Origin of the sequence: Streptomyces sp. NPDC048142 (genome assembly GCF_043202835.1) — a bacterium.
In the GTDB taxonomy this organism is placed as follows: domain Bacteria; phylum Actinomycetota; class Actinomycetes; order Streptomycetales; family Streptomycetaceae; genus Streptomyces.
This window is the reverse complement of the sequence record NZ_JBIDBC010000059.1, coordinates 1-19475: the sequence shown is the minus strand read 5'-3', so window position 1 is coordinate 19475 and position 19475 is coordinate 1. Positions and strand designations below refer to the sequence as shown.

Annotated in this window: 17 protein-coding genes and 1 tRNA gene; 9 read left to right on the top strand and 9 right to left on the bottom strand. The window is 70.6% G+C overall.

The genetic code is table 11. The features are described from left to right. Positions 1 to 208 precede the first annotated feature (208 nt). The 5 genes from ACGF2Y_RS35760 to ACGF2Y_RS35740 form a co-directional block, all read right to left on the bottom strand. On the bottom strand, positions 209 to 688 hold the full coding sequence (locus tag ACGF2Y_RS35760) for an RcpC/CpaB family pilus assembly protein (RefSeq protein WP_392956070.1): 480 nt from the start codon (positions 686 to 688) through the stop codon (positions 209 to 211). A gap of 614 nt (positions 689 to 1302) precedes the next feature. Then, on the bottom strand, positions 1303 to 2187 hold the full coding sequence (locus ACGF2Y_RS35755; RefSeq protein ID WP_392956068.1) for an S-methyl-5'-thioadenosine phosphorylase: 885 nt from the start codon (positions 2185 to 2187) through the stop codon (positions 1303 to 1305). A gap of 104 nt (positions 2188 to 2291) precedes the next feature. Then, on the bottom strand, positions 2292 to 2642 hold the full coding sequence (locus ACGF2Y_RS35750) for an FmdB family zinc ribbon protein (protein WP_392956064.1): 351 nt from the start codon (positions 2640 to 2642) through the stop codon (positions 2292 to 2294). A 66-nt stretch (positions 2643 to 2708) separates the two neighbouring features. Then, positions 2709 to 3989: an MFS transporter gene (locus ACGF2Y_RS35745; RefSeq protein WP_392956061.1), complete on the bottom strand. Its 1281-nt coding sequence runs from the start codon at positions 3987 to 3989 to the stop codon at positions 2709 to 2711. 370 nt (positions 3990 to 4359) lie between these two features. After that, on the bottom strand, positions 4360 to 5934 hold the full coding sequence (locus ACGF2Y_RS35740) for a potassium/proton antiporter (protein ID WP_392956058.1): 1575 nt from the start codon (positions 5932 to 5934) through the stop codon (positions 4360 to 4362). 277 nt (positions 5935 to 6211) lie between these two features. Between ACGF2Y_RS35740 and ACGF2Y_RS35735 the strand changes: the two genes are divergently transcribed. Beyond that, positions 6212 to 8956, top strand: a complete 2745-nt coding sequence (locus tag ACGF2Y_RS35735; RefSeq protein ID WP_392956056.1) for a penicillin acylase family protein — start codon at positions 6212 to 6214, stop codon at positions 8954 to 8956. A gap of 82 nt (positions 8957 to 9038) precedes the next feature. Here ACGF2Y_RS35735 and ACGF2Y_RS35730 read toward each other — a convergent pair whose 3' ends face one another. Further along, complete coding sequence (locus ACGF2Y_RS35730; RefSeq protein WP_392956053.1) at positions 9039 to 9644, bottom strand: 5-formyltetrahydrofolate cyclo-ligase; 606 nt, start codon at positions 9642 to 9644, stop codon at positions 9039 to 9041. A 93-nt stretch (positions 9645 to 9737) separates the two neighbouring features. On the opposite strand from ACGF2Y_RS35730, the gene galU reads away from it, so the two are divergent. From galU to ACGF2Y_RS35695, 7 genes are all read left to right on the top strand, one after another. Continuing rightward, positions 9738 to 10640 carry a UTP--glucose-1-phosphate uridylyltransferase GalU gene (gene galU / locus ACGF2Y_RS35725; protein WP_392956051.1) on the top strand — a complete coding sequence of 301 codons (903 nt, stop codon included), beginning with the start codon at positions 9738 to 9740 and terminating at the stop codon, positions 10638 to 10640. 4 nt (positions 10641 to 10644) lie between these two features. Then, on the top strand, positions 10645 to 11955 hold the full coding sequence (gene glp, locus ACGF2Y_RS35720; protein WP_392956049.1) for a gephyrin-like molybdotransferase Glp: 1311 nt from the start codon (positions 10645 to 10647) through the stop codon (positions 11953 to 11955). A 101-nt stretch (positions 11956 to 12056) separates the two neighbouring features. Then, positions 12057 to 12557, top strand: coding sequence for a cyclic pyranopterin monophosphate synthase MoaC (gene moaC / locus ACGF2Y_RS35715; RefSeq protein WP_392956046.1), 501 nt, complete (start codon positions 12057 to 12059; stop codon positions 12555 to 12557). Positions 12558 to 12592: 35 nt separating this feature from the next. Then, entirely contained in the window at positions 12593 to 13243 is a 651-nt protein-coding gene (locus ACGF2Y_RS35710) for a molybdenum cofactor biosynthesis protein B (protein ID WP_392956043.1), read from the top strand. A gap of 17 nt (positions 13244 to 13260) precedes the next feature. Next, positions 13261 to 13890 carry a GNAT family N-acetyltransferase gene (locus ACGF2Y_RS35705; protein WP_392956041.1) on the top strand — a complete coding sequence of 210 codons (630 nt, stop codon included), beginning with the start codon at positions 13261 to 13263 and terminating at the stop codon, positions 13888 to 13890. Positions 13891 to 14046: 156 nt separating this feature from the next. Beyond that, positions 14047 to 15258, top strand: coding sequence for a gephyrin-like molybdotransferase receptor GlpR (gene glpR, locus ACGF2Y_RS35700; RefSeq protein WP_392956038.1), 1212 nt, complete (start codon positions 14047 to 14049; stop codon positions 15256 to 15258). Between the two features lie 113 nt (positions 15259 to 15371). After that, a tRNA-Ala gene (locus ACGF2Y_RS35695) sits at positions 15372 to 15445 on the top strand. Positions 15446 to 15680: 235 nt separating this feature from the next. Here ACGF2Y_RS35695 and ACGF2Y_RS35690 read toward each other — a convergent pair. Together ACGF2Y_RS35690 and ACGF2Y_RS35685 are read right to left on the bottom strand one after the other, a co-directional pair. Continuing rightward, entirely contained in the window at positions 15681 to 17504 is a 1824-nt protein-coding gene (locus tag ACGF2Y_RS35690; RefSeq protein ID WP_392956035.1) for a hypothetical protein, read from the bottom strand. Next, on the bottom strand, positions 17501 to 18409 hold the full coding sequence (locus ACGF2Y_RS35685) for a hypothetical protein (protein WP_392956032.1): 909 nt from the start codon (positions 18407 to 18409) through the stop codon (positions 17501 to 17503). Before ACGF2Y_RS35685 ends, ACGF2Y_RS35690 begins: the two co-directional genes overlap by 4 nt. A 96-nt stretch (positions 18410 to 18505) precedes the next feature. On the opposite strand from ACGF2Y_RS35685, the gene ACGF2Y_RS35680 reads away from it, so the two are divergent. After that, positions 18506 to 18823, top strand: coding sequence for a helix-turn-helix domain-containing protein (locus tag ACGF2Y_RS35680; protein ID WP_392956029.1), 318 nt, complete (start codon positions 18506 to 18508; stop codon positions 18821 to 18823). 204 nt (positions 18824 to 19027) lie between these two features. Here the strand turns inward: ACGF2Y_RS35680 and ACGF2Y_RS35675 are convergent, their stop codons facing one another. Beyond that, the gene (locus ACGF2Y_RS35675) at positions 19028 to 19222 is read right to left on the bottom strand and encodes a hypothetical protein (RefSeq protein WP_392956027.1); all 195 of its coding nucleotides are present in this window, start codon (positions 19220 to 19222) and stop codon (positions 19028 to 19030) included. Positions 19223 to 19475 lie beyond the last annotated feature (253 nt).

Below are 19475 nucleotides of genomic sequence, written 5' to 3'. Positions count from 1 at the left end.
CTGCCGCCTGGTCCATACCGGCGGACGGCCCGGCTTCTTGCCCCGGGGCAACAACGGCTTCAGGCGAGCCCACTGCGTATCCGTCAGATCTCCACATGCCACAACACAAGATCATCCCACCTCAAGATCCACTTCCGATACACGCCCTAAGGCGGGCGAAGGCGACACTGTCCAATCCCGTAAGGCGCACGGGTGACTTGAGAGGGCGTCAGTTCGCATCGGAGACCGCCACGGCCAGCCGTCCCGAAGCGCCCGCGCCGAGCAGCGCCGTGGCCGTCGACCGCTCCACGGACACCACCACCAGCGCCCCGGCACCCGCTTCGCCGATACCGCTCACCGCGTGGCCGTCGGGTCCCGCGGCTGTCCGCGGCACCTTCGCCACGCGCACCCCTCGTGCCACCACGCGCGCGTCGTCGCCGCCCGTATCACCGACCGCGATCACATCGACGTGATCCCCCGGCCTCAGCAGCCGTACCGTCTCCGGGTCCGCGATCCGGACCGGCGCTGAGACCATCCGCTCGGACGACCGGCCCGCTCCCGGTGGAGCGCCCGATGCGCCGGCCGCTCCGTCGGCGTTGCTCAGGCCCGTGGTGGCCAGCGCGGCACCCGCCAGCGCGAGCCCCGCAGCGACCGCACGCCGCTGTCGGCGCAGTATCCGACGCAGCCGGTCCGCCCCACCGCCCCGCACGCGAAGGGGCGCGAACGGCCCCACCCCGCACGGCGCGGGCACCGGCGCCGGGGGCCGGGGCGGCGGTGCTCCCCGGCCTCCGGCAGCAGGGGAGTGGAGAGACCCGGGAACGGCCCCGGCGGCGGGGACAGGGGCGGGGCCGGGAGAGCGATGAACGGAACGTGTGCACGTGGACGGAGAGACGGAACGTGTGCACGTGGACGGAGAGAGGGAAGCGGACGGGTAGGGAGATGTGGCGGGGAAGGGGGAAGTGGACACGGACGAGGGCGGGGACGCGAACGGCCCCGGGGAAGCGGACGGGGACGGGGACGCGGACCGCCCCGGGGAAGCGGACGGGGACGCGGACCGCCCCGGGGAAGCGGACGGGGACGGGGACGGGGACGGGGGCATGGCACCACCTGGTATCGGGCGGACGAGCGTAAGGGAAGGGCAAGGAAGCGCAAGGGAAGCGCAAGGGAAAGGGGAGTCCGGCCCGGTTGATCCGGCCGAACTCCCCTCACTTTCCACCGTCTGAGCAGATCCCGCTGACGCCTGTGGACAGCACCCGCACTGTGGAAAACTCCGTCACCCGTTCCGGCGACGTTCGTCCCCCTGCCGAAGCAGCGGCGCCCCCGCTACGGCAGCGCGATCCCGGTGTCGATCCCGTCCAGGGCGTGGGCGCATGTGCAGTTGCGGCTACCGGTCTCCGGCAGCCCGGCCACCGCGTCGAACAGCACCGAGCGCAGCCGGTCCACGTTGGCCGCGAACACCTGGAGCACCTCCTCGTGCGAGACGCCCTCGCCGGCCTCGGCCCCCGCGTCCAGGTCGGTCACCAGGGTCATCGTGGTGTAGCAGAGCCCCAGCTCCCGGGCGAGGACCGCTTCCGGGTGCCCCGTCATGCCCACGACCGACCAGCCCATCGCCGCGTGCCAGCGCGATTCCGCGCGGGTCGAGAAGCGGGGACCCTCGACCACCACCAGGGTGCCGCCGTCCACCGGCTCCCAGTCACGTCCGCGTGCCGCGGCGAGCGCGGCCTTGCGTCCCTCCGGGCAGTACGGGTCGGCGAAGCCTAGATGGACGACGTTGGGCGCGGCCCCGTCGGCCCTGGGCTCACCGTCGTAATAGGTCTGTACGCGGGCCTTGGTGCGGTCCACCAGCTGGTCGGGGACGAGCAGGGTCCCCGGCCCGAACTCCGGCCGCAGTCCGCCCACCGCGCACGGCCCGAGCACCTGCCGGACCCCGACCGAGCGCAGCGCCCACAGGTTGGCCCGGTAGTTGATGCGGTGCGGCGGCAGGTGGTGGCCGCGGCCGTGGCGGGGCAGGAAAGCCAGCCGTCGGCCGCCGAGCTCGCCGAGGAAGACCGAGTCACTCGGCTTCCCGTAAGGGGTGTCCACGGAGACCTCGGTGACGTCCTCCAGGAAGGAGTAGAAGCCCGAGCCGCCGATGACACCGATCTCCGCAGAACCCTCGGTACCCGCCGTACCCGTACCGGAGCCCGTTTCCGTATGTGCGTTCGCCATGCGGTCACCGTATCCGGAGGGGCGTTTCCCCAGGACGAAAGGCCCGGACCCCGCCGAGTGGTCTCGGCGGGGTCCGGAGAAAAGCAGGTGGGGCGTACGTGGGCTCAGGCGGCCGACGTACCGCTCGACGAGGCCGACGCGGAGGCCGGCGACGAGGAGGAGGCGGACGAAGAGGACGAGGACGATGCGCTCGCCTTCGTGTCCGAACCCGACGACGAGGACGACGCGGAGTCGGACGACTTCGAGGCCGCCGGCGCCGGCGTGCTGCTCGACGAGGAGCCGCGGCTGTCGTTCCGGTAGAAACCGGAACCCTTGAAGACGATGCCGACTGCGGAGAACACCTTCTTGAGGCGTCCGTCGCAGCTCGGGCACACGGTCAGGGCATCATCGGTGAACTTCTGCACCGCCTCGAGGCCTTCGCCGCACTCGGTGCACTGGTACTGATAGGTCGGCACTTGCTCCTCCTGGCACTCTCACTCAGTGAGTGCTAACGACGCTCCATACTGACGTATTCCGTTGATTCAGTCCACCGTGACCGGCTCGCGGTGACCGATCCCACGTGCCACGGTGCGTCCCGGGGACCTGGGAGTCAGCCGTGAGCGCAGGGACAGCAGGGTCACCAGAGCCAGTGCGGTTCCGGCCAGCGGCACCAGGAATCCGGTGCTCGCGCCGTGGGCGTCGGCGAGTTGCCCCGCCACGGTCACGGCCGCCGCCTGCCCGAGCGCCACCGCGCCCGTCAGCCAGGTGAAGGCCTCGGTGCGGGCGGTGGCGGGCACCAGTGCCTCGACCAGCGTGTAGCCGCTGATCAGCGCCGGGGCGATGCAGAGACCGACGAGCAGGCCGAGCCCGGCCAGCAGCGGCACCGAGTGCACAGCCCACAGGCCGGACGCGGTCAGGGTCAGTGCCACGTACCCGACGATCAGCCGGCGGCGCGGACTGCTCTTCCAGGCGATGGCGCCGCAGGCGATGCCGGCCAGCATGTTGCCCGCCGCGAAGATCCCGTAGAGCACACCGTTCACCCCGGGGTGGCCGATCTCCTCGGAGAACGCGGTCAGCGAGACCTGCATCCCGCCGAAGACCGCGCCGATGCCCAGGAAGGTCACGGCCAGGACGCGCACGCCCGGCACGGAGAGCGCCGAGGCGTGCGGTTCGGCCGCGGTGGCCGCGTTGCGGGGGGCGGGCTGAGTGGCGCGCTGCGCGGCGAAGAGCAGGCCGCCGACCAGGGTCAGGGCGGCTTCCATGATCAGTCCGGCCGCCGGGTGCACGCCGGTGCACAGCGCGGTGGCGATCACCGGGCCCAGGACGAACGTGAACTCGTCCGTGACCGACTCGAACGCGGCCGCGGTGGACATCAGCGGAGAGGCGGGCCGGTCGGGGGTCGCCCCGAGCATCGCCGCCCAGCGGGCCCGCACCATGGGGCCGATCTGCGGGATCGAGGCACCGGTCGGCACGGCGGCGACGAACAGCACCCACAGAGGCGCGTCCGCCAGCGCCAGTACGGTCAGGGCGCTCACGGAGACGGCGTGCAGGAGGACCCCGGGCAGCAGGACGGAACGCTGGCCGAAGCGGTCGGCGAGCTTGCCGCTCTGCGGGGCGAACAGCGCCATGGAGACGCCGGAGACAGCCGCGACGGCGCCCGCGCTGCCGTACGAGCCGGTCGTGTGCTGCACGAGGAGGACGATGCCGATGGTGAGCATCGCGAAGGGCTGCCGTGCGGCGAAGCCCGGGAGGAGGAAGGTCCACACACCAGGGGTGCGCAGCAGTTGCCCGTATCCGGGGCGGTCGGAGACCGTGGTTGCCACGGTCCTTGCCTTTCTGCCGCCTGGTAGCCCTGCTTCCCGGCGCCCTTGTGGGGCGGGCCGGACGGAAGTGGCCGAGAGCTGTCCTCTTCGCGCGGAACTGCGGTAGATGCCGGGCGACTCGCTGCAATCGGCGAAGAGACGCCGGGCGAAGAGACACCACGACCGCCATACGGTCGCGCCAGCTCTGCTTCAGACAGAGTTGGTCGATCAGGTTTGCCTTCATGCTACAGGCAAGAAGCCCCGTGCGCCTGTGATTGCGCCCGGGGCTTCCATTTCGGCCTGTGATCTGCGACGCGTTCACCGCTGGCCGCCTGTGTTGTCACCTTATTAGGGCCCAGGGGGCTCGGAGGGCTCGGAGGGCTCAGGGGGTTCAGGGACGGGTCCTCGTGCCGCTTCTGTTTCGGCGGCTGCTTCCGTTGGCGCCGGCGCTGGTACCGCCGAGCTTCTTGGTCAGCTTCATCGCCTGGGGAATGGCGGACCCGCCGTGGGGGGCCGTCGCGCCGGAAACGGAGGATCCGCCCGTGCCCAGCCAGCCGGCCAGTTTGCCGCCCTCGCCGACCGCCCGCAGCCGTTCCTCCGTCCTGTCGCGCACCGGATCGGTGGCCACGACCAGCAGCTCGTCCCCGCGCCGCAGCACCGTCGAAGGGGACGGCACGAAGCTCTTGTCCTCCCGGACCACCAGCGTGACCGCGGCACCGGCCGGCAGCCGCAGCTCGCTGACCTCCACGCCGTGCATCTTCGACTTCGCGGGGATGGCGACCGACAGCAGGTGCCCGCGCAGCCGCTCCAGCGGGGCCGACTCGACGCCCAGGTCGTCGGCCTCGGCCGGATCGTCGGCGATGTTCAGCTTGTTCGCGACCCAGGGCAGTGTCGGGCCCTGGATCAGGGTGTAGACGATGACCAGGACGAAGACGATGTTGAAGATCCTCGTACTGCCCGCCACCCCGGACACCATCGGAATGGTCGCCAGGACGATGGGGACCGCCCCACGCAGCCCGGCCCAGGACATCAGGACCTTCTCGCGGGCCGGCATCCGGAACGGCGCGAGGCTGAGGAAGACCGACAGCGGCCGCGCCACCATCGTCAGCACCAGGCCCACGACGACGGCCGGCCAGAAGTCGTCGATCAGGTCGTGCGGGGTGACCAGCAGGCCGAGCAGTACGAACATGCCGATCTGGGCCAGCCAGCCGAGCCCGTCGGCGAAGCCCCGGGTGGCGGGCCAGTGCGGCAGCTTGGAGTTGCCGAGGATCATGGCGGCCAGGTAGACCGCGAGGAACCCGCTGCCGTGGGCCATGGCGCCCGCCGCGTACGCGGAGACGGCGATGGCCATCACGGCGATCGGGTAGAGGCCGGAGGCGGGCAGCGCCACGTGCCGCAGCCCCAGGGACCCCAGCCAGCCCACCGCGATGCCGATCGCGGCCCCGATGGCCAGCTCCATGGCGATCTCCGCGACCAGGACGTACCAGTGCTCGACCGGGCCGACCGCGGAGAGCGCGACGACCATGATGACGACGGGAGCGTCGTTGAAGCCCGACTCGGCTTCCAGGACCCCGGTGATCCGGGGCGGCAGAGGCACTCTGCGCAGTACGGAGAAGACGGCCGCCGCGTCGGTCGAGGAGACGACCGCTCCGATGATGAGGGCCTGGCGCCATTCCAGGCCGACGAGGTAGTGCGCGGCCGAGGCGGTGATGGCCACGCTGATACCCACGCCGACGGTCGAGATCACCGCGGCCGCGGGCAGGACGGGTCTGACCTCTTTCCACTTCGCCCCGAGTCCGCCCTCGGCCAGGATGACGACCAGTGCGGCGTAGCCGAACACCTGCGTCAGCTCGGCGTTGTCGAACTCGACGTCGAAGATGCCGTCCTGCCCCAGGGCGATCCCGATGCCGAGATACAGGAGCAGGCTGGGGAGCCCGCTGCGCGAGGAGACCCGTACCGCCACCACGGCGACGAGCAGGACGAGCGAGCAGACGAGCAGGAGTTCGTTGAGCGCGTGGACAGTCAGGGTCCGTTCCTTCCCTGCGTGCGCCTGCCGGATCGTCCTCCGGCAGCCAGTTACTTCGTTACCTTACCTAATCTTTAACGATTCCTTGACGCCTTCGAGTGTTCGTGCGAGGAAGACGCAAATGGATGCATCCCTATACCGCGTCCGAGTGGCTTCTCCGCTGCGCCTATGGTTGCTCCTGCACTCCCAGGACCACCCTGCCCCTCGAAGGACAGCGATGCCCGCCAACACAACCGCCTCTTCCGGCCCTTCCGACGCGAAGAAGCCCGGCAGGAAGAAGGGGCGACGCGCCCGCCTGTTCGTGCTCGTCCTGGTGCTGGCGCTCGTCGCGGGTGTCGGATACGGGGCGTACTGGTCCGTGTCCACCGTGCGGGCCTCGTACCCGCAGACCACCGGGTCGTTGACGCTCGACGGCCTTACCGGTGACGTCGAGGTCAAACGTGACTCCTACGGCATCCCGCAGATCTACGCGGACTCCGACGACGACCTCTTCCGCGCCCAGGGCTTCGTCCAGGCCCAGGACCGCTTCTGGGAGATGGACGTCCGACGGCACATGACGTCCGGCCGGCTCTCCGAGATGTTCGGCTCCGGGCAGGTGGAGACCGATTCCTTCCTGCGCACGCTCGGCTGGCGGCAGGTGGCGCAGAAGGAGTACGACGAGGTCCTGGACGAGAGCACCAAGAAGAACCTCCAGTCGTACGCGGAAGGCGTCAACGCGTATCTGAAGGGCAAGGAAGGCCGGGACATCTCGGTCGAGTACGCGGCGCTGGGGCTGACCAACGACTACAAGCCCGGCGAGTGGACCCCGGTCGACTCGGTGGCCTGGCTCAAGGCGATGGCCTGGGACCTGCGCGGCAACATGCAGGACGAGATCGACCGGTCGCTGATGACCAGCCGCCTCGACCAGGACCAGATCGAGGACCTGTACCCCGGCTACCCGTACAAGCAGCACAAGCCGATCGTCGAGCAGGGAGCGATCTCCCCGGTCACCGGGAAGTTCGACCCCGAGGCGACCCCGTCGGACGCCCTCGGATCCTCGACCCCCGAGGGCGCCACCGAGGGCCTGAACACCCAGCTGGCCGCTCTCTCCGACACCCTCGACGAGATCCCGGCGCTGCTCGGCCCGAACGGCAACGGCATCGGCTCGAACTCCTGGGTCGTCGGCGGCGCCCACACGACGTCCGGCAAGGCGCTGCTCGCGAACGACCCGCACCTCGCGCCGATGCTGCCCTCCCTCTGGTACCAGATGGGCCTGCACTGCAGGGAGCTCTCCAAGACCTGCCAGTACGACACGGCCGGCTACACGTTCTCCGGCATGCCCGGTGTGATCATCGGTCACAACCAGGACATCGCCTGGGGGCTCACCAACCTGGGCGCCGACGTCACCGACCTCTTCCTGGAGAAGGTCTCCAGCGACGGCTACCTGTACGACGGCAGGACCAAGGAGTTCAAGACCCGCGAGGAGACCATCAAGGTCGCCGGCGGCCGGGACCGGAAGATCACGGTCCGCGAGACGAACAACGGTCCTCTGGTCTCCGACCGCAGCAAGGAACTGGACAAGGTCGGGCAGAAGGCCCCCGTCAGCAACGCCGCGCCCGACCGGGCCGACGGCTACGCGGTGGCGCTGCGGTGGACCGCGCTGGAGCCCGGCAAGTCGATGGACGCCGTCTTCGCGCTCAACCGGGCCAAGGACTTCACCGCCTTCCGGGCGGCCGCCGAGAACTTCGAGGTCCCCTCGCAGAACCTCATCTACGCCGACACCGAAGGCAACATCGGCTACCAGGCCCCCGGCAAGATCCCGGTCCGCTCCAAGGGCTACGACGGAACGGCGCCGGCGCCGGGCTGGGACCCGGAGTACACATGGAAGGGGTACATCCCCTTCGACGAACTGCCCTACGAGTACAACCCGGACCGCGGCTACATCGTCACCGCCAACCAGGCCGTCATCGACGAGAGCAAGTACCCCCACCTCCTGACCAAGGACTGGGGCTACGGCACCCGCAGCCAGCGGATCAACGACCTCATCGCCCAGAAGATCAAGGGCGGCGAGAAGGTCTCGACCGATGACATGCAGAAGATGCAGATGGACAACTTCAGCGAGATCGCGGCGCTGCTGGTGCCCGAGCTGAAAAAGATCAACATCTCCGACCCGAGCGTCCGCGAGGCCCAGAAGCTGCTGGAGGGCTGGGACTACGCCCAGGAGCCCGACTCGGCCGCCGCCGCGTACTTCAACGGCGTCTGGCGCAACATCCTGAAGCTCGCCTTCGGCAACAAGCTGCCCAAGGAGATGCGGGTCGAGGGCGACTGCCTCAATGTGTCGCCGGCCAAGAACAGCGGTCCGGTCGACGAGCAGAAGAAGCTCGTCCGCGAGTGCGGCCAGCGCGACGGCGACACCGCGCAGCCGGACGGTGGCGACCGCTGGTTCCAGGTGGTCCGCGACATCATGGACGACCAGGACAACGAGTGGTGGAAGGCGCCCGCCCGGGGTCGCGAGGACGCCCTGGAGAGCCGGGACGACCTGTTCGCCCGCGCGATGGAGGACGCGCGCTGGGAGCTGACCTCCAAGCTCGGCAAGAACATCTCCACCTGGAGCTGGGGCCGGCTGCACCAGCTGACGCTGAAGAACCAGACGCTCGGCACCGAAGGCCCTGGTCTGCTCCAGCGGGCGCTCAACCGCGGCCCCTGGAATCTCGGCGGCGGCGAAGCGGCGGTCAACGCCACCGGCTGGAACGCGGCGAGCGGCTACGAGGTCGTCTGGGTGCCGTCGATGCGGATGGTCGTCAACGTGGGGGACTGGGACAAGTCCCGCTGGATCAACCTCAGCGGGGCCTCCGGGCACGCGTTCAACGCGCACTACACCGACCAGACCGACAAGTGGGTCGACGGGGAACTGCTCGACTGGTCCTTCGGGACGGACGCGGTCGACGCGTCCACCGTCGACACGCTGACGCTGAAACCGTAGGGATCGTCTGAGACCTTCTTCGGCTCACGCGTGAGCCGAAGAAGGTCTCAGGGCGCTCAGACGATCAGGCGCTCGGGGCGGCTCAGGACGCGAAGCGCCGCGCCCCGGCCGGTGTGACCACGGCGTCCACAGGGTGGTCGTGCGGTTCCGAGGGGACCCGTGCGACCACCTCGTCGTCGTACAGGAGCACGACGAGCGACGGGTGCGCCCCGGCGGCCGTCAGCCGGGCCAGCACCCGGTCGTAGCTGCCGCCGCCCCGCCCGAGCCGCATCCCGGACCCGTCCACCGCCAGACCGGGCAGCAGCACCGCGTCGGCGTCCAGGACGGCGGCGGGGCCGAGGGATGGGCCGTCCGGCTCAAGGAGCCCCCGCCCGGCCGGCAGCAGGTGCTCCGGGCCTCTGTAGGCCGCCCAGTCCAGGTCGTTGTCGGCCAGGAGGACCGGCAGCAGCACCCGCACGCCGCGCCCGCGCAGCGCTTCCAGGAGGGCGCGGGTGCCCGGTTCACGCCCGACGGAGACGTAGGCGGCGACCGTACGGGCGTCCGCCAGTTCGGGCAGGTGCAGGGCCGCGTCGGCGAGAACCGCGGCGGCCCGGACGGCGTCCTCCTTCGTCAGGAGGGCCCGCGCGGCGAGCAGTTCGCGCCGCAGGAAGTTCTTCGCGGACGTCTTTCCGGACTTGTCGGTGTTCAATAGTGACTCGCACGGTTCTCGTATGGGCATATTTAAGGACGAAGTTAACCGGAATATCAGCTTCCGGCTGTGTGCGGGCGTTAAGGTCTGCACATGACTCAGTCGCTCCCCAGGATCAGTAAGGCCGTCATCCCGGCAGCAGGTCTCGGCACCCGGTTCCTGCCCGCCACGAAGGCCACTCCCAAAGAGATGCTGCCTGTCGTCGACAAGCCGGCGATCCAGTATGTCGTCGAGGAGGCTGTGGCGGCGGGTCTCTCCGACGTGCTGATGATCACCGGCCGTAACAAGCGTCCCCTGGAGGACCACTTCGACCGCAACTACGAGCTGGAGTCCGCGCTCACCCGTAAGGGCGATGCCGAACGCCTTTCCAGGGTCCAGGAGTCCAGCGACCTGGCCACCATGCACTACGTGCGTCAGGGCGACCCCCGCGGTCTCGGACACGCCGTGCTGTGCGCCGCCCCGCACGTGGGCGACCAGCCTTTCGCGGTGCTGCTCGGCGACGACCTGATCGACCCGCGCGACGCACTGCTGGCCCGGATGATCGAGGTCCAGGAGTGTGAGGGCGGCAGCGTCATCGCGCTGATGGAGGTCGACCCCTCGCAGGTCCACCTCTACGGCTGCGCCGCCGCGGACGCCACCGTCGACAGCGACGTGGTCCGCATCACCGACCTGGTCGAGAAGCCGGACCCGGCCGACGCCCCCAGCAACCTCGCCATCATCGGCCGGTACGTCCTGGACCCCGCGGTCTTCGGTGTGCTGCGACACACCGAGCCGGGCCGCGGTGGCGAGATCCAGCTCACCGACGCGCTCCAGCTGCTCGCCGCGGACGAGGAGATCGGCGGCCCCGTGCACGGCGTCGTCTTCAAGGGCCGCCGCTATGACACCGGCGACCGCAGCGACTATCTGCGCACCATTGTCAGACTGGCCTGCGAACGTGAAGACCTGGGGCCGGACTTCCGGACCTGGCTGCGCAAGTACGTCGCTGAGGAGATGTGACCCCGTGAGCAGCACGATCTGGTCGGTGGACGAGCACCTGGACGACATCCTCGCCGCCGTGCGGCCGCTGGAGCCCATCGAGCTGCAGCTGCCGGACGCCCAGGGCTGTGTCCTCGTGAAGGACGTCGTCGTGGAGGTGGCCCTGCCTCCGTTCGACAACAGCTCCATGGACGGTTACGCGGTCCGGATCGCCGATGTCGAGGGTGCCAGCGAGGAATTCCCCGCGGTCCTCACCGTCATCGGCGACGTCGCCGCGGGCAGCGCGGGGCTCGCCGACGACCAGGTCGTGGGGCCGGGGCAGGCCGCCCGCATCATGACGGGCGCACCGCTGCCCGCCGGCGCGGAGGCCGTGGTCCCCGTCGAGTGGACGGACGGCGGTACGGGCGAGGGCCCGGCCGCCGCCATGCGCGCCCACAGCGACGCGCCCGAGGACGCCACCGGCGAGGTCAGGGTGCACCGGCCCGTGGTGGCCGGCGCCCATGTGCGCGAGCGCGGCAGCGACGTCAGGCCGGGCGATCTGGCCCTGGCCGCCGGGTCGGTCGTCGGCCCGCCGCAGATCGGGCTGCTCGCGGCGATCGGCTGCTCCACCGTGGTCGTACGGCCCCGCCCCCGCGTGGTCGTCCTGTCCACCGGCAGCGAACTGGTCCAGCCCGGCGAGCAGCTGACCGGCGGCCAGATCTACGACTCCAACAGCTTCGCGCTGACAGCGGCGGCCCGGGACGCCGGAGCCATCGCCTACCGGGTCGGCGCGGTCGCCGACGACGCCGAGACGCTGCGCGCCACGATCGAGGACCAGCTGATCCGCGCGGACATCGTCGTCACCACGGGCGGTGTCAGCGTCGGCGCGTACGACGTGGTCAAGGAGGCGTTGTCCTCCGTCGGGGACGAGGATGAGCCGGGCGGCGGGGTCGAGTTCCGCAAGCTCGCCATGCAGCCGGGCAAGCCGCAGGGCTTCGGCTCGATCGGCCCGGATCACACCCCGCTGCTGGCTCTGCCGGGCAACCCGGTCTCCAGCTATGTCTCCTTCGAGTTGTTCGTCCGCCCCGCCATCCGGGCCCTGATGGGCCTCACCGACGTACACCGCCCCACGACCCGCGCCCGGCTGAGCGCGGACAAGGCCCTCACGTCACCGGCCGGCCGCCGCCAGTTCCTGCGCGGCCGTTACGACGCGCAGGCGGGCACGGTCACTCCGGTCGGCGGTTCCGGATCGCATCTGATCGCCGCGCTCGCCCAGGCGGACGCGCTGATCGTGGTGCCCGAGGACGTCACCTCCCTCGAGCCCGGCACGGAGACAGACGCGATCCTGCTCGGCTGACCGCCACCCGGTGGCGGTACGGTATCTGCCGCCGTGCCTTCCGGGGGACCCCCTCCGGTTCCCCGAGGCCCATCGGCGCCCCTACCGCTAGGCGGAGTGAGTTGAGTACGCAGAACAGGCTGACGCACATCGACGAGGCGGGCGCGGCCCGCATGGTCGACGTGTCGGAGAAGGACGTCACCGCCCGCGTCGCCCGCGCCGCCGGCCGGGTGCTCGTCTCGCCGCGCGTGATCGAGCTGCTGCGCGGCGAGGGAGTCCCCAAGGGCGACGCCCTCGCCACCGCCCGGATCGCCGGGATCATGGGGGCCAAGCGCACCCCGGACCTGATCCCGCTCTGCCACCCGCTGGCCGTCTCGGGTGTGACGGTCGACCTGAGTGTGGCCGACGACGCGGTGGATATCGTGGCCACCGTGAAGACGACGGACCGCACCGGCGTCGAGATGGAGGCCCTGACCGCGGTGTCGGTGGCCGCCCTGACCGTCGTCGACATGATCAAGGCGGTCGACAAGAGCGCGGTCATCACCGACGTACGGGTCGAGGCGAAGTCGGGCGGCAAGTCCGGCGACTACCGGCGCACCGCGCCGGAGGGAACGGACACGTGAGGCCGCCCGAGCCCGGAGCCCCTGGCCGCGTACATGTGACGCAGCCCGAGCCCGGAGCCCCTGGCCACGAGCAGCCGTCGGCTGAGCCGGACGCGCCCGGCCACGAGGAGAAGGCGCCCGGCCACGAGGAGAACGCGCCCGGGACCGGCCATGGGCGGCGGACGCCCGAGCCCACCGGTGCCGCGCTCCCCTCCCCGTACGCCGCCCTCGTCGTCACCGCCTCCAACCGGGCCTCCGCCGGGGTGTACGCGGACGAGGGCGGCCCGCTGATCGCCGAGGCGCTGACCGGCCTCGGTTTCACGGTCGACGGCCCGCAGGTCGTCCCCGACGGCGACCCGGTCGAGGCGGCCCTGCGCGCGGGCGTCGCCGCCGGGTACGACGTGATCGTCACCACCGGCGGCACGGGCATCTCTCCCACCGACGCCACCCCCGAGGCCACCCGCCGCGTCCTCGACCACGAGATCCCCGGCATCCCGGAGGCGATCAGAGCCGAGGGCCGGGCCAAGGTCCCGACCGCCGCCCTCTCCCGGGGCCTCGCGGGCGTGGCCTCCCGCACCCTGATCGTCAACCTGCCCGGATCCACCGGCGGGGTGCGCGACGGGCTCGCGGTCCTCGGCCGGCTCCTGGTGCACGCCGTCGACCAGCTCCGCGGCGGCGACCACCCCCGACCGGGGAGCCCGAGCTGAACATCGCGACCTGGCCGGTGACGCTGACCGACGGCGAGATCGTCCTGCGCCCGATGAAGATGCGTGACCAGCGGATGTGGCGCGAGGTCAACCGGCGCAACCGCGACTGGCTGCGCCCCTGGGAGGCCACCGTCCCGCCGCCCGCCCCCGGCGGTCCGATGGCGCAGCGCCCCACATACCGGCAGATGGTCCGCCACTTGCGCGCCGAGGCGAACGCGGGGCGGATGCTGCCGTTCGCCATCGAGCACGAGGGCCGGCTGGTCGGCCAGCTCACGGTCGCGGGGATCACCTGGGGCTCGATGTGCTCCGGTCACATCGGCTACTGGGTCGACCAGGGCGTCGCCGGGCGAGGGGTCATGCCGACGGCCGTGGCGCTCGCCGTGGACCACTGCTTCCGCACGGTGGGCCTGCACCGCATCGAGGTCTGCATTCGCCCGGAGAACGCGCCCAGCCGCAGGGTGGTGGAGAAACTCGGATTCCGTTCGGAGGGCGTGCGCCCGCGCTATCTCCACATCGACGGGGCCTGGCGCGACCATCTGATCTTCGCCCTCACCGCCGAGGAAGTGCCCGAGGGGATGCTCCGGCGCTGGCGCCGGTCGCGCCCCGTGACACCGCGGAGCCCCGGTCCCTCCGGTGAAATAAAATAAGTGTTCGAATTTGATCGCCGGTGACCGCAATCGGTCGGGCTGTCGTCGGCTGTTGATCCGAACAATCACAAAAAAAGTCCGTGATATCAGCCGGATCGTGCGACACACCGGGCCAATTGGCGGATCCTTCCGCGCAAACCCCTCTACGGTGTGAGCGTGAGCAGCAGCGGCCTCATCTACGCAGTCATCGTCGGGGCCTGGGCCGCCTACTTGGTGCCGATGTGGCTCCGCAGGCAGGACGAGCTCAACGAGGCCCGTCCGACGGAACGCTTCAGCACCGCCATCCGGCTGCTGTCCGGACGGGCGGCGATGGAGCGCCGGTACGCCAAGGAGCTGCGGGAGCGCACCGCCGAGGAGGCGGGGCCCGACGTCGACCCGGACCGGGAAACGGACCGTATGGAATCCGTGGACGTCCGGGCCTTTGCCGCGCCTCCGGCACACACGGAAGCCAGACTGGGCGACCCGGCGCACGCGCCCGAGCGCACCCCGGACCACCAAGCGCACGACCGCCCGGCGCACGACCGCCCGGTGCACGACCGTCGGGCGGGACATCAGCCGCACGACCGCCGGACCGGCGAGCGCTCTGCGGAACACCTGCCCTCTGTCCAGCGTCGCCCCCGCTCCGGCGCGGCCGACGCCGAGCGGGCCCGGCGCGCCCAGCGCTCCCAGGTTCTGGCGCGGCGCAGGCGGACCACCGTCGTCCTCTTCCTGGCCTTCACCCTCGGTGCGGTCGTCGCGGCGGTCGGCGGCCTCGGCTTCCTGTGGGCGCCCGCCGCGCCGGCCGTGCTGCTGAGCACGTACATCGTGCATCTGCGCGCCCAGGAACGCCGGCGGTTCGCCTTCACGATGGACCGCCGCCGGGCCGAGGACGCGGCGCAGCGGCTGCGCGAGAACCGCCCCCGCAGGAACCAGCCCACGGCCCCCGCCCCCGCCGAGCCCGACGACGACTCCGAAGCCCATCACCCGGAGCCGGAGCCCACGCCCACGGTCTCCCCCCAGGAGGCCGGCCGGCGCGCCCTCGTCGAGCAGACGGACCATGCGGAGTGGGTGGACCAGCAGCGCGAGCGCGGGCGCGTCCAGGGAGACAGCTGGGAGCCCGTCCCCGTACCGCTACCCACCTACGTCACCGCGCCCGTCGCCCCCCGGGCCACGGGCGGCGTGGAGGTCGGCGACCCGGAGACCTGGAGCGCGGCCCGCTCCAGCACCGCCGAGCCCACCCAGACGGGCACGTCGCACCCGACGGCCCCCGCGGTCGACCCGGCCCCGCGCCAGCGCACGAACCAGTCCCGCCGCGGCCGCGACCGGGGCCGGACCCCGCTCTTCGACCAGTACGACGACGAGGACCGGCCGCGCGCGGCCAACGAGTGAGGCGGCGGGGTATCCGGCGCCCCGGGAGCCCCGGGAAACCCGACACCGCTGACCAGCGGAGGAACGGATTTCCAAGCACCCCTGTGGGGGTGCTAGAGTTTCACACGTCGCAAGGGCCTGTGGCGCAGTCTGGTAGCGCACCTCGTTCGCATCGAGGGGGTCTGGGGTTCAAATCCCCACAGGTCCACAGCCGACTGTTCTTGAGTTCGCTCAGGAAGAGTTCACGAGATCCCGTCCGATCTGATTGATCGGGCGGGATCTTGGCGTTTCCGGGGGTTGTTCGAGGAGTGATCCGAACGCGATCGGTGCCGGAGGCGGGTGCCTGGCGGTCGTCGACCTGATCTTTCGGGGTGGTTCGGGTGCGTGAGGCGTTTCTGGGCTGTACGCGGGCGTGCGTGATCCCGGTGTGTGGTGCTGGGGTCTCAGATGGTCTCGCGGAACTCCGGCCCTGTGGGCGGCGGCAGCCCGGCCGCGGCGGGGGGCGTGGATGCCGAACCAGCGAACGCGGTGACTCCGTGGGAGGTGCCGGTCGTTTGTGTTCGGGTGGTCTGGTCCCAGCTGAAGAGGATGTGCAGGTTGATGCTGCAGATCATCAGCGTGAGCAGGATGGTCTGCGCGACCCGTCCGTGAGCGAGCCGCTTCGTCGGGTCGGAGATGTCGATGCCGTGACTCTTGGCCCTGCCGTTAAGGCCCTCGATGTTCGCTCGCTCGGGCCGGTAGGCGTCCTGCCAGGTGGGGTGGAGGTAGTGCCGGTCCTGGCGGAACTTGTCGAGCTTGCCGAGGGCGCCGGGGCGGACGGTGATCGTGGGCTTCTTGCAGATCCGCGGCAGCTCGTCCTGGGGCAGGGGCCGCAACCGTTCCCCTTGAGGGATAGGGATGGTGGGCTTGGCCGCACTGTGTGCGGCGGTGGCCCGCTTGTCGGTGAGGTCGACCACGGCCGGCCGTGGTGCCGGGATGCGGTGGATCTGGTTGAAGCGGGGACACACCACGGCGGGCGAGGGCCCACTGGCCGGGCACTGGAGCCTGATCGCGCCGCGCTCGTCGGCGGACTCCTTGAGCTTGAGGAAGTACGGTTCCCGTCCCGCGATCCGCTCGCTGAGCTCGGTGCCGTCAGCGAGGTCGCGTACGGCCTTGTCGTTGAGCCCCGTGGTCGCGTGGGCCAGTGCGGGCGGCATGGCCGGGCAGGCGAGGGATCCGTCGACGAGAAGGGCGCCTTGGTGGGTGCCCTGGATGCCCCGGTGTTGCTGTTTGTAGTCGAGAACCAGTTGGTAGCCCAGGGTGCGGACCGGCTGGGCGAAGTGCTCGGTGATCTGGTCGGTGTAGGCCCGGTCGGCGGCCAGCAGCCCTTTCGGGAAGCCGAGCGGGGCAAGCTGGGTCAGGGAGTGGACCGCGTTCGGGCCGATGCGCTTGCCCGGGGTGTCCAGGACAAGGCCGAGCGCCAGCTGCGGGTGGCGGCTGACGCGCTCACCGGCCTGCGGATGACCAGCACGATGTCGTCGGCTGGCAGCGACCAGAAGACTGGCGGAGTGTCCGAAGATGCCTTCCTCAGCGCCCCCGCAGTAGTGCCAGCCGGCGGTGAGCTCGACGGAGGCGAGACCCCGTCGTTCGCGAGGCGGCTGATTCCAGGCAGGAACCGGAGTGGTGTCGGCGCCGATGTCGCCCCGCCAGCCCTTGAGCAGGCCCCGGCGGTGGGCGGCGCGGACGGTGACCAGCACCAGACGGTCACTGATCTCCTGCAACAGCTCCCGCCGACGCGTGCGCTCGGTGTCCGCATCTTCCCAAGCGGCAGCGACAGCTCTGGCCTCTTCGGCCGGCAGGCGGCTGCGCCGGTCGCAGCGGTGAGGGTCGAGGACTGTGGTCAGCCGGTCGAAGGAACGGTAGATACGACGGGAGAACGCGATCCTGGCGTGGCCATCAACACGACTGCCCTCCGGAACACCGAGCCAGGAGCGCGCAGGGGCCCGCAGCTCATCGAGGAGCACCCGGGAGACAACCGCGAGGCTGGCGCTCTGGTGATAGTGCAGCGCAAGCAACAAGCCCACCAGGACGGTCCGCACGGGGAGCCCTTTCGGGCCGGGGCGAATTCCGAGCTCGGTGTCGATCAGATGAAGGACTCCGGACTCGTGCAGGAGCGCATCGAGTTGTCCGACCTTGGAGTCAGGGATCTCCATGGGCGCGTCGGTGACCGGTCGTGGCCGGCACTGCTTGATCTTCTCCGGGCTTCGCCAGGCACGGGGTTTGGTCACCTCGCCTCCGGGCCTCGCAAGATCCGGGCCGCAGTCAGCTCGTCCACGGGTGGGACCAGGTGCTGCCAGCGGGCCAGAGACGCGGCGGAAGAGAGCCCGGCCGCCTGGGCGATCAGCTGGTGATCGATATGTGCGCGCATCAGCTCGACGATCCACGTCGCCCGCAACCGGCCGACCGACACCGGGGGCAGCTCCTGCGGAGGCCGGTGGATCAGGGACCAGGAGCCGATCAGGTTCTTCGCGTACTCGACAGTCCGCCTCGGCCGGAACAGGTAGCCGCCGCCCGCCGTTTCTGCCAGCTCCCCCAGAACCGTGTCCCAGGCTGCCCTGGCGACAAGCGGGACCAGCCGCTCGACGCCCCGGTGCAGCAGCGGTCCGCCCCGGCTCGGACGACACAGATCGAGACCTCGGCTGGCCGCGACCTCCTTCGGCATCAGCCCCAGACCGGCACCCAGCCCCAGCAACGCGAGCGCATCGGTCCGCTGCTGACGGGGCAGATGAGTGGCCCAGTGCCGCAGCCCCGCCAACTCGGCCGCGCAGTAAGGCTGATGCGGGCTTGCGTCCGCGTGCATCCGTGCCGGCGGCGCCTCCCCACGCTCACTCCAGGCGAGGGCATCACGCACGCGCAGCAACCACGTCCGGTACGTCCGGACGGACGACCCCTCGATCTCTCCCACCCTCGAGAGCACGAACGCGTCGATCACCTCATTGCGCAACCACGCGTCCGCGGACCGTTCGAGCCCCGCCGCCTCGGCCCACAACGCCAGCCTGCCGACCACATGCAGCAACCGTTCCACGTCATAAGGGACGGCAGTCACCGCTGCGGCAACGATCGACCGCACCAGCGGAGCGACCTCGTCCCAGGCAAGGGGAGCGCTCTTGGGCCGATAGCGAGTGATCTTCACGGACGTGACGGGATCAAGAACCACGGTCCATACATACCGGCTGGACAAGCAGCCATTCCACAGCTGGTCAACTTCAACGGACAGGATGGTGCGCGCATGGTCGGCGGACGCGCCCGCGCACGCTCCCCCCGGGAGCTGACCGACGATCCGAAAGCCTGGCCCGAACAGCCGAGCGCCGACGTGGCCGCCGAAGCGGTCCGCCTCATCGCACGCACTCTCGCCCTGGCCCTGAACGACCAGAGCCTGAGTCTGCGCGCGGCTGCCGTCGGCTCTGGAGTGAACAGGCAGGTCATTGCCGACCTGGTCGCGGGGCGGTCCTGGCCGGACGTGGCCACCGTCGCCCGCCTTGCCCACTTCACCGGCACCACCCTGTGGCCGGACGGCACCAACATCGATCGAAAGAGAACGCATTGAGCCTCGATCCACGCCCAAAGACGCCAAACAGCGACCGGGCATGACGAAGTTCGTGGCTCCGCGCATCGAGAGGAGACTGCCTCAACTACCCTCGGAAACGCGGGAGCCACCTGTCAGACGGCGCTCACGCACCCGGCACCGCCGAGTCGATGGGTAATCCCTCGGCGGTGTCACTCTCTCCTGCCGCGCGCTCGCGGCCCCGGTTCACCCCCGAGGATCCTCCTGCCGCTCGTCGCCGGCGCCGACCGGAGAGATCGTGAACCAGGCCGTTGGACCTTCAGTGACGCGGCCGTCCTTCACCAGACGCTTCAGCCGGGACCTGGTCGTCTCAACCCGCCGCCCCTTCGACGTGGCCGAGACGTCCTCGCCGATCGCCGACGCAATGTCCTGCACCTTCATCGCCCGACCTGCCCCCGCCAGCAGCACCAACATCCGCTCTCGCGCCACTTCCCACTCCAACGGGCCGACCGAGGCGGGCCCACCGGCAGGTACGTCCGCATCGGCAGGTTGAGGATCAGAGGCAAGGTCATTCGGCATCGGCTCGGCTGCGGGGCCCTCGGGTCTTGTCCCCGAGGGGTGGACACCTGTTCGTATCGTTATGCGGCGAGTGTCAGGGTAGCTGACTGCTGTTCGTAGGCGATCGGTGCTTGCT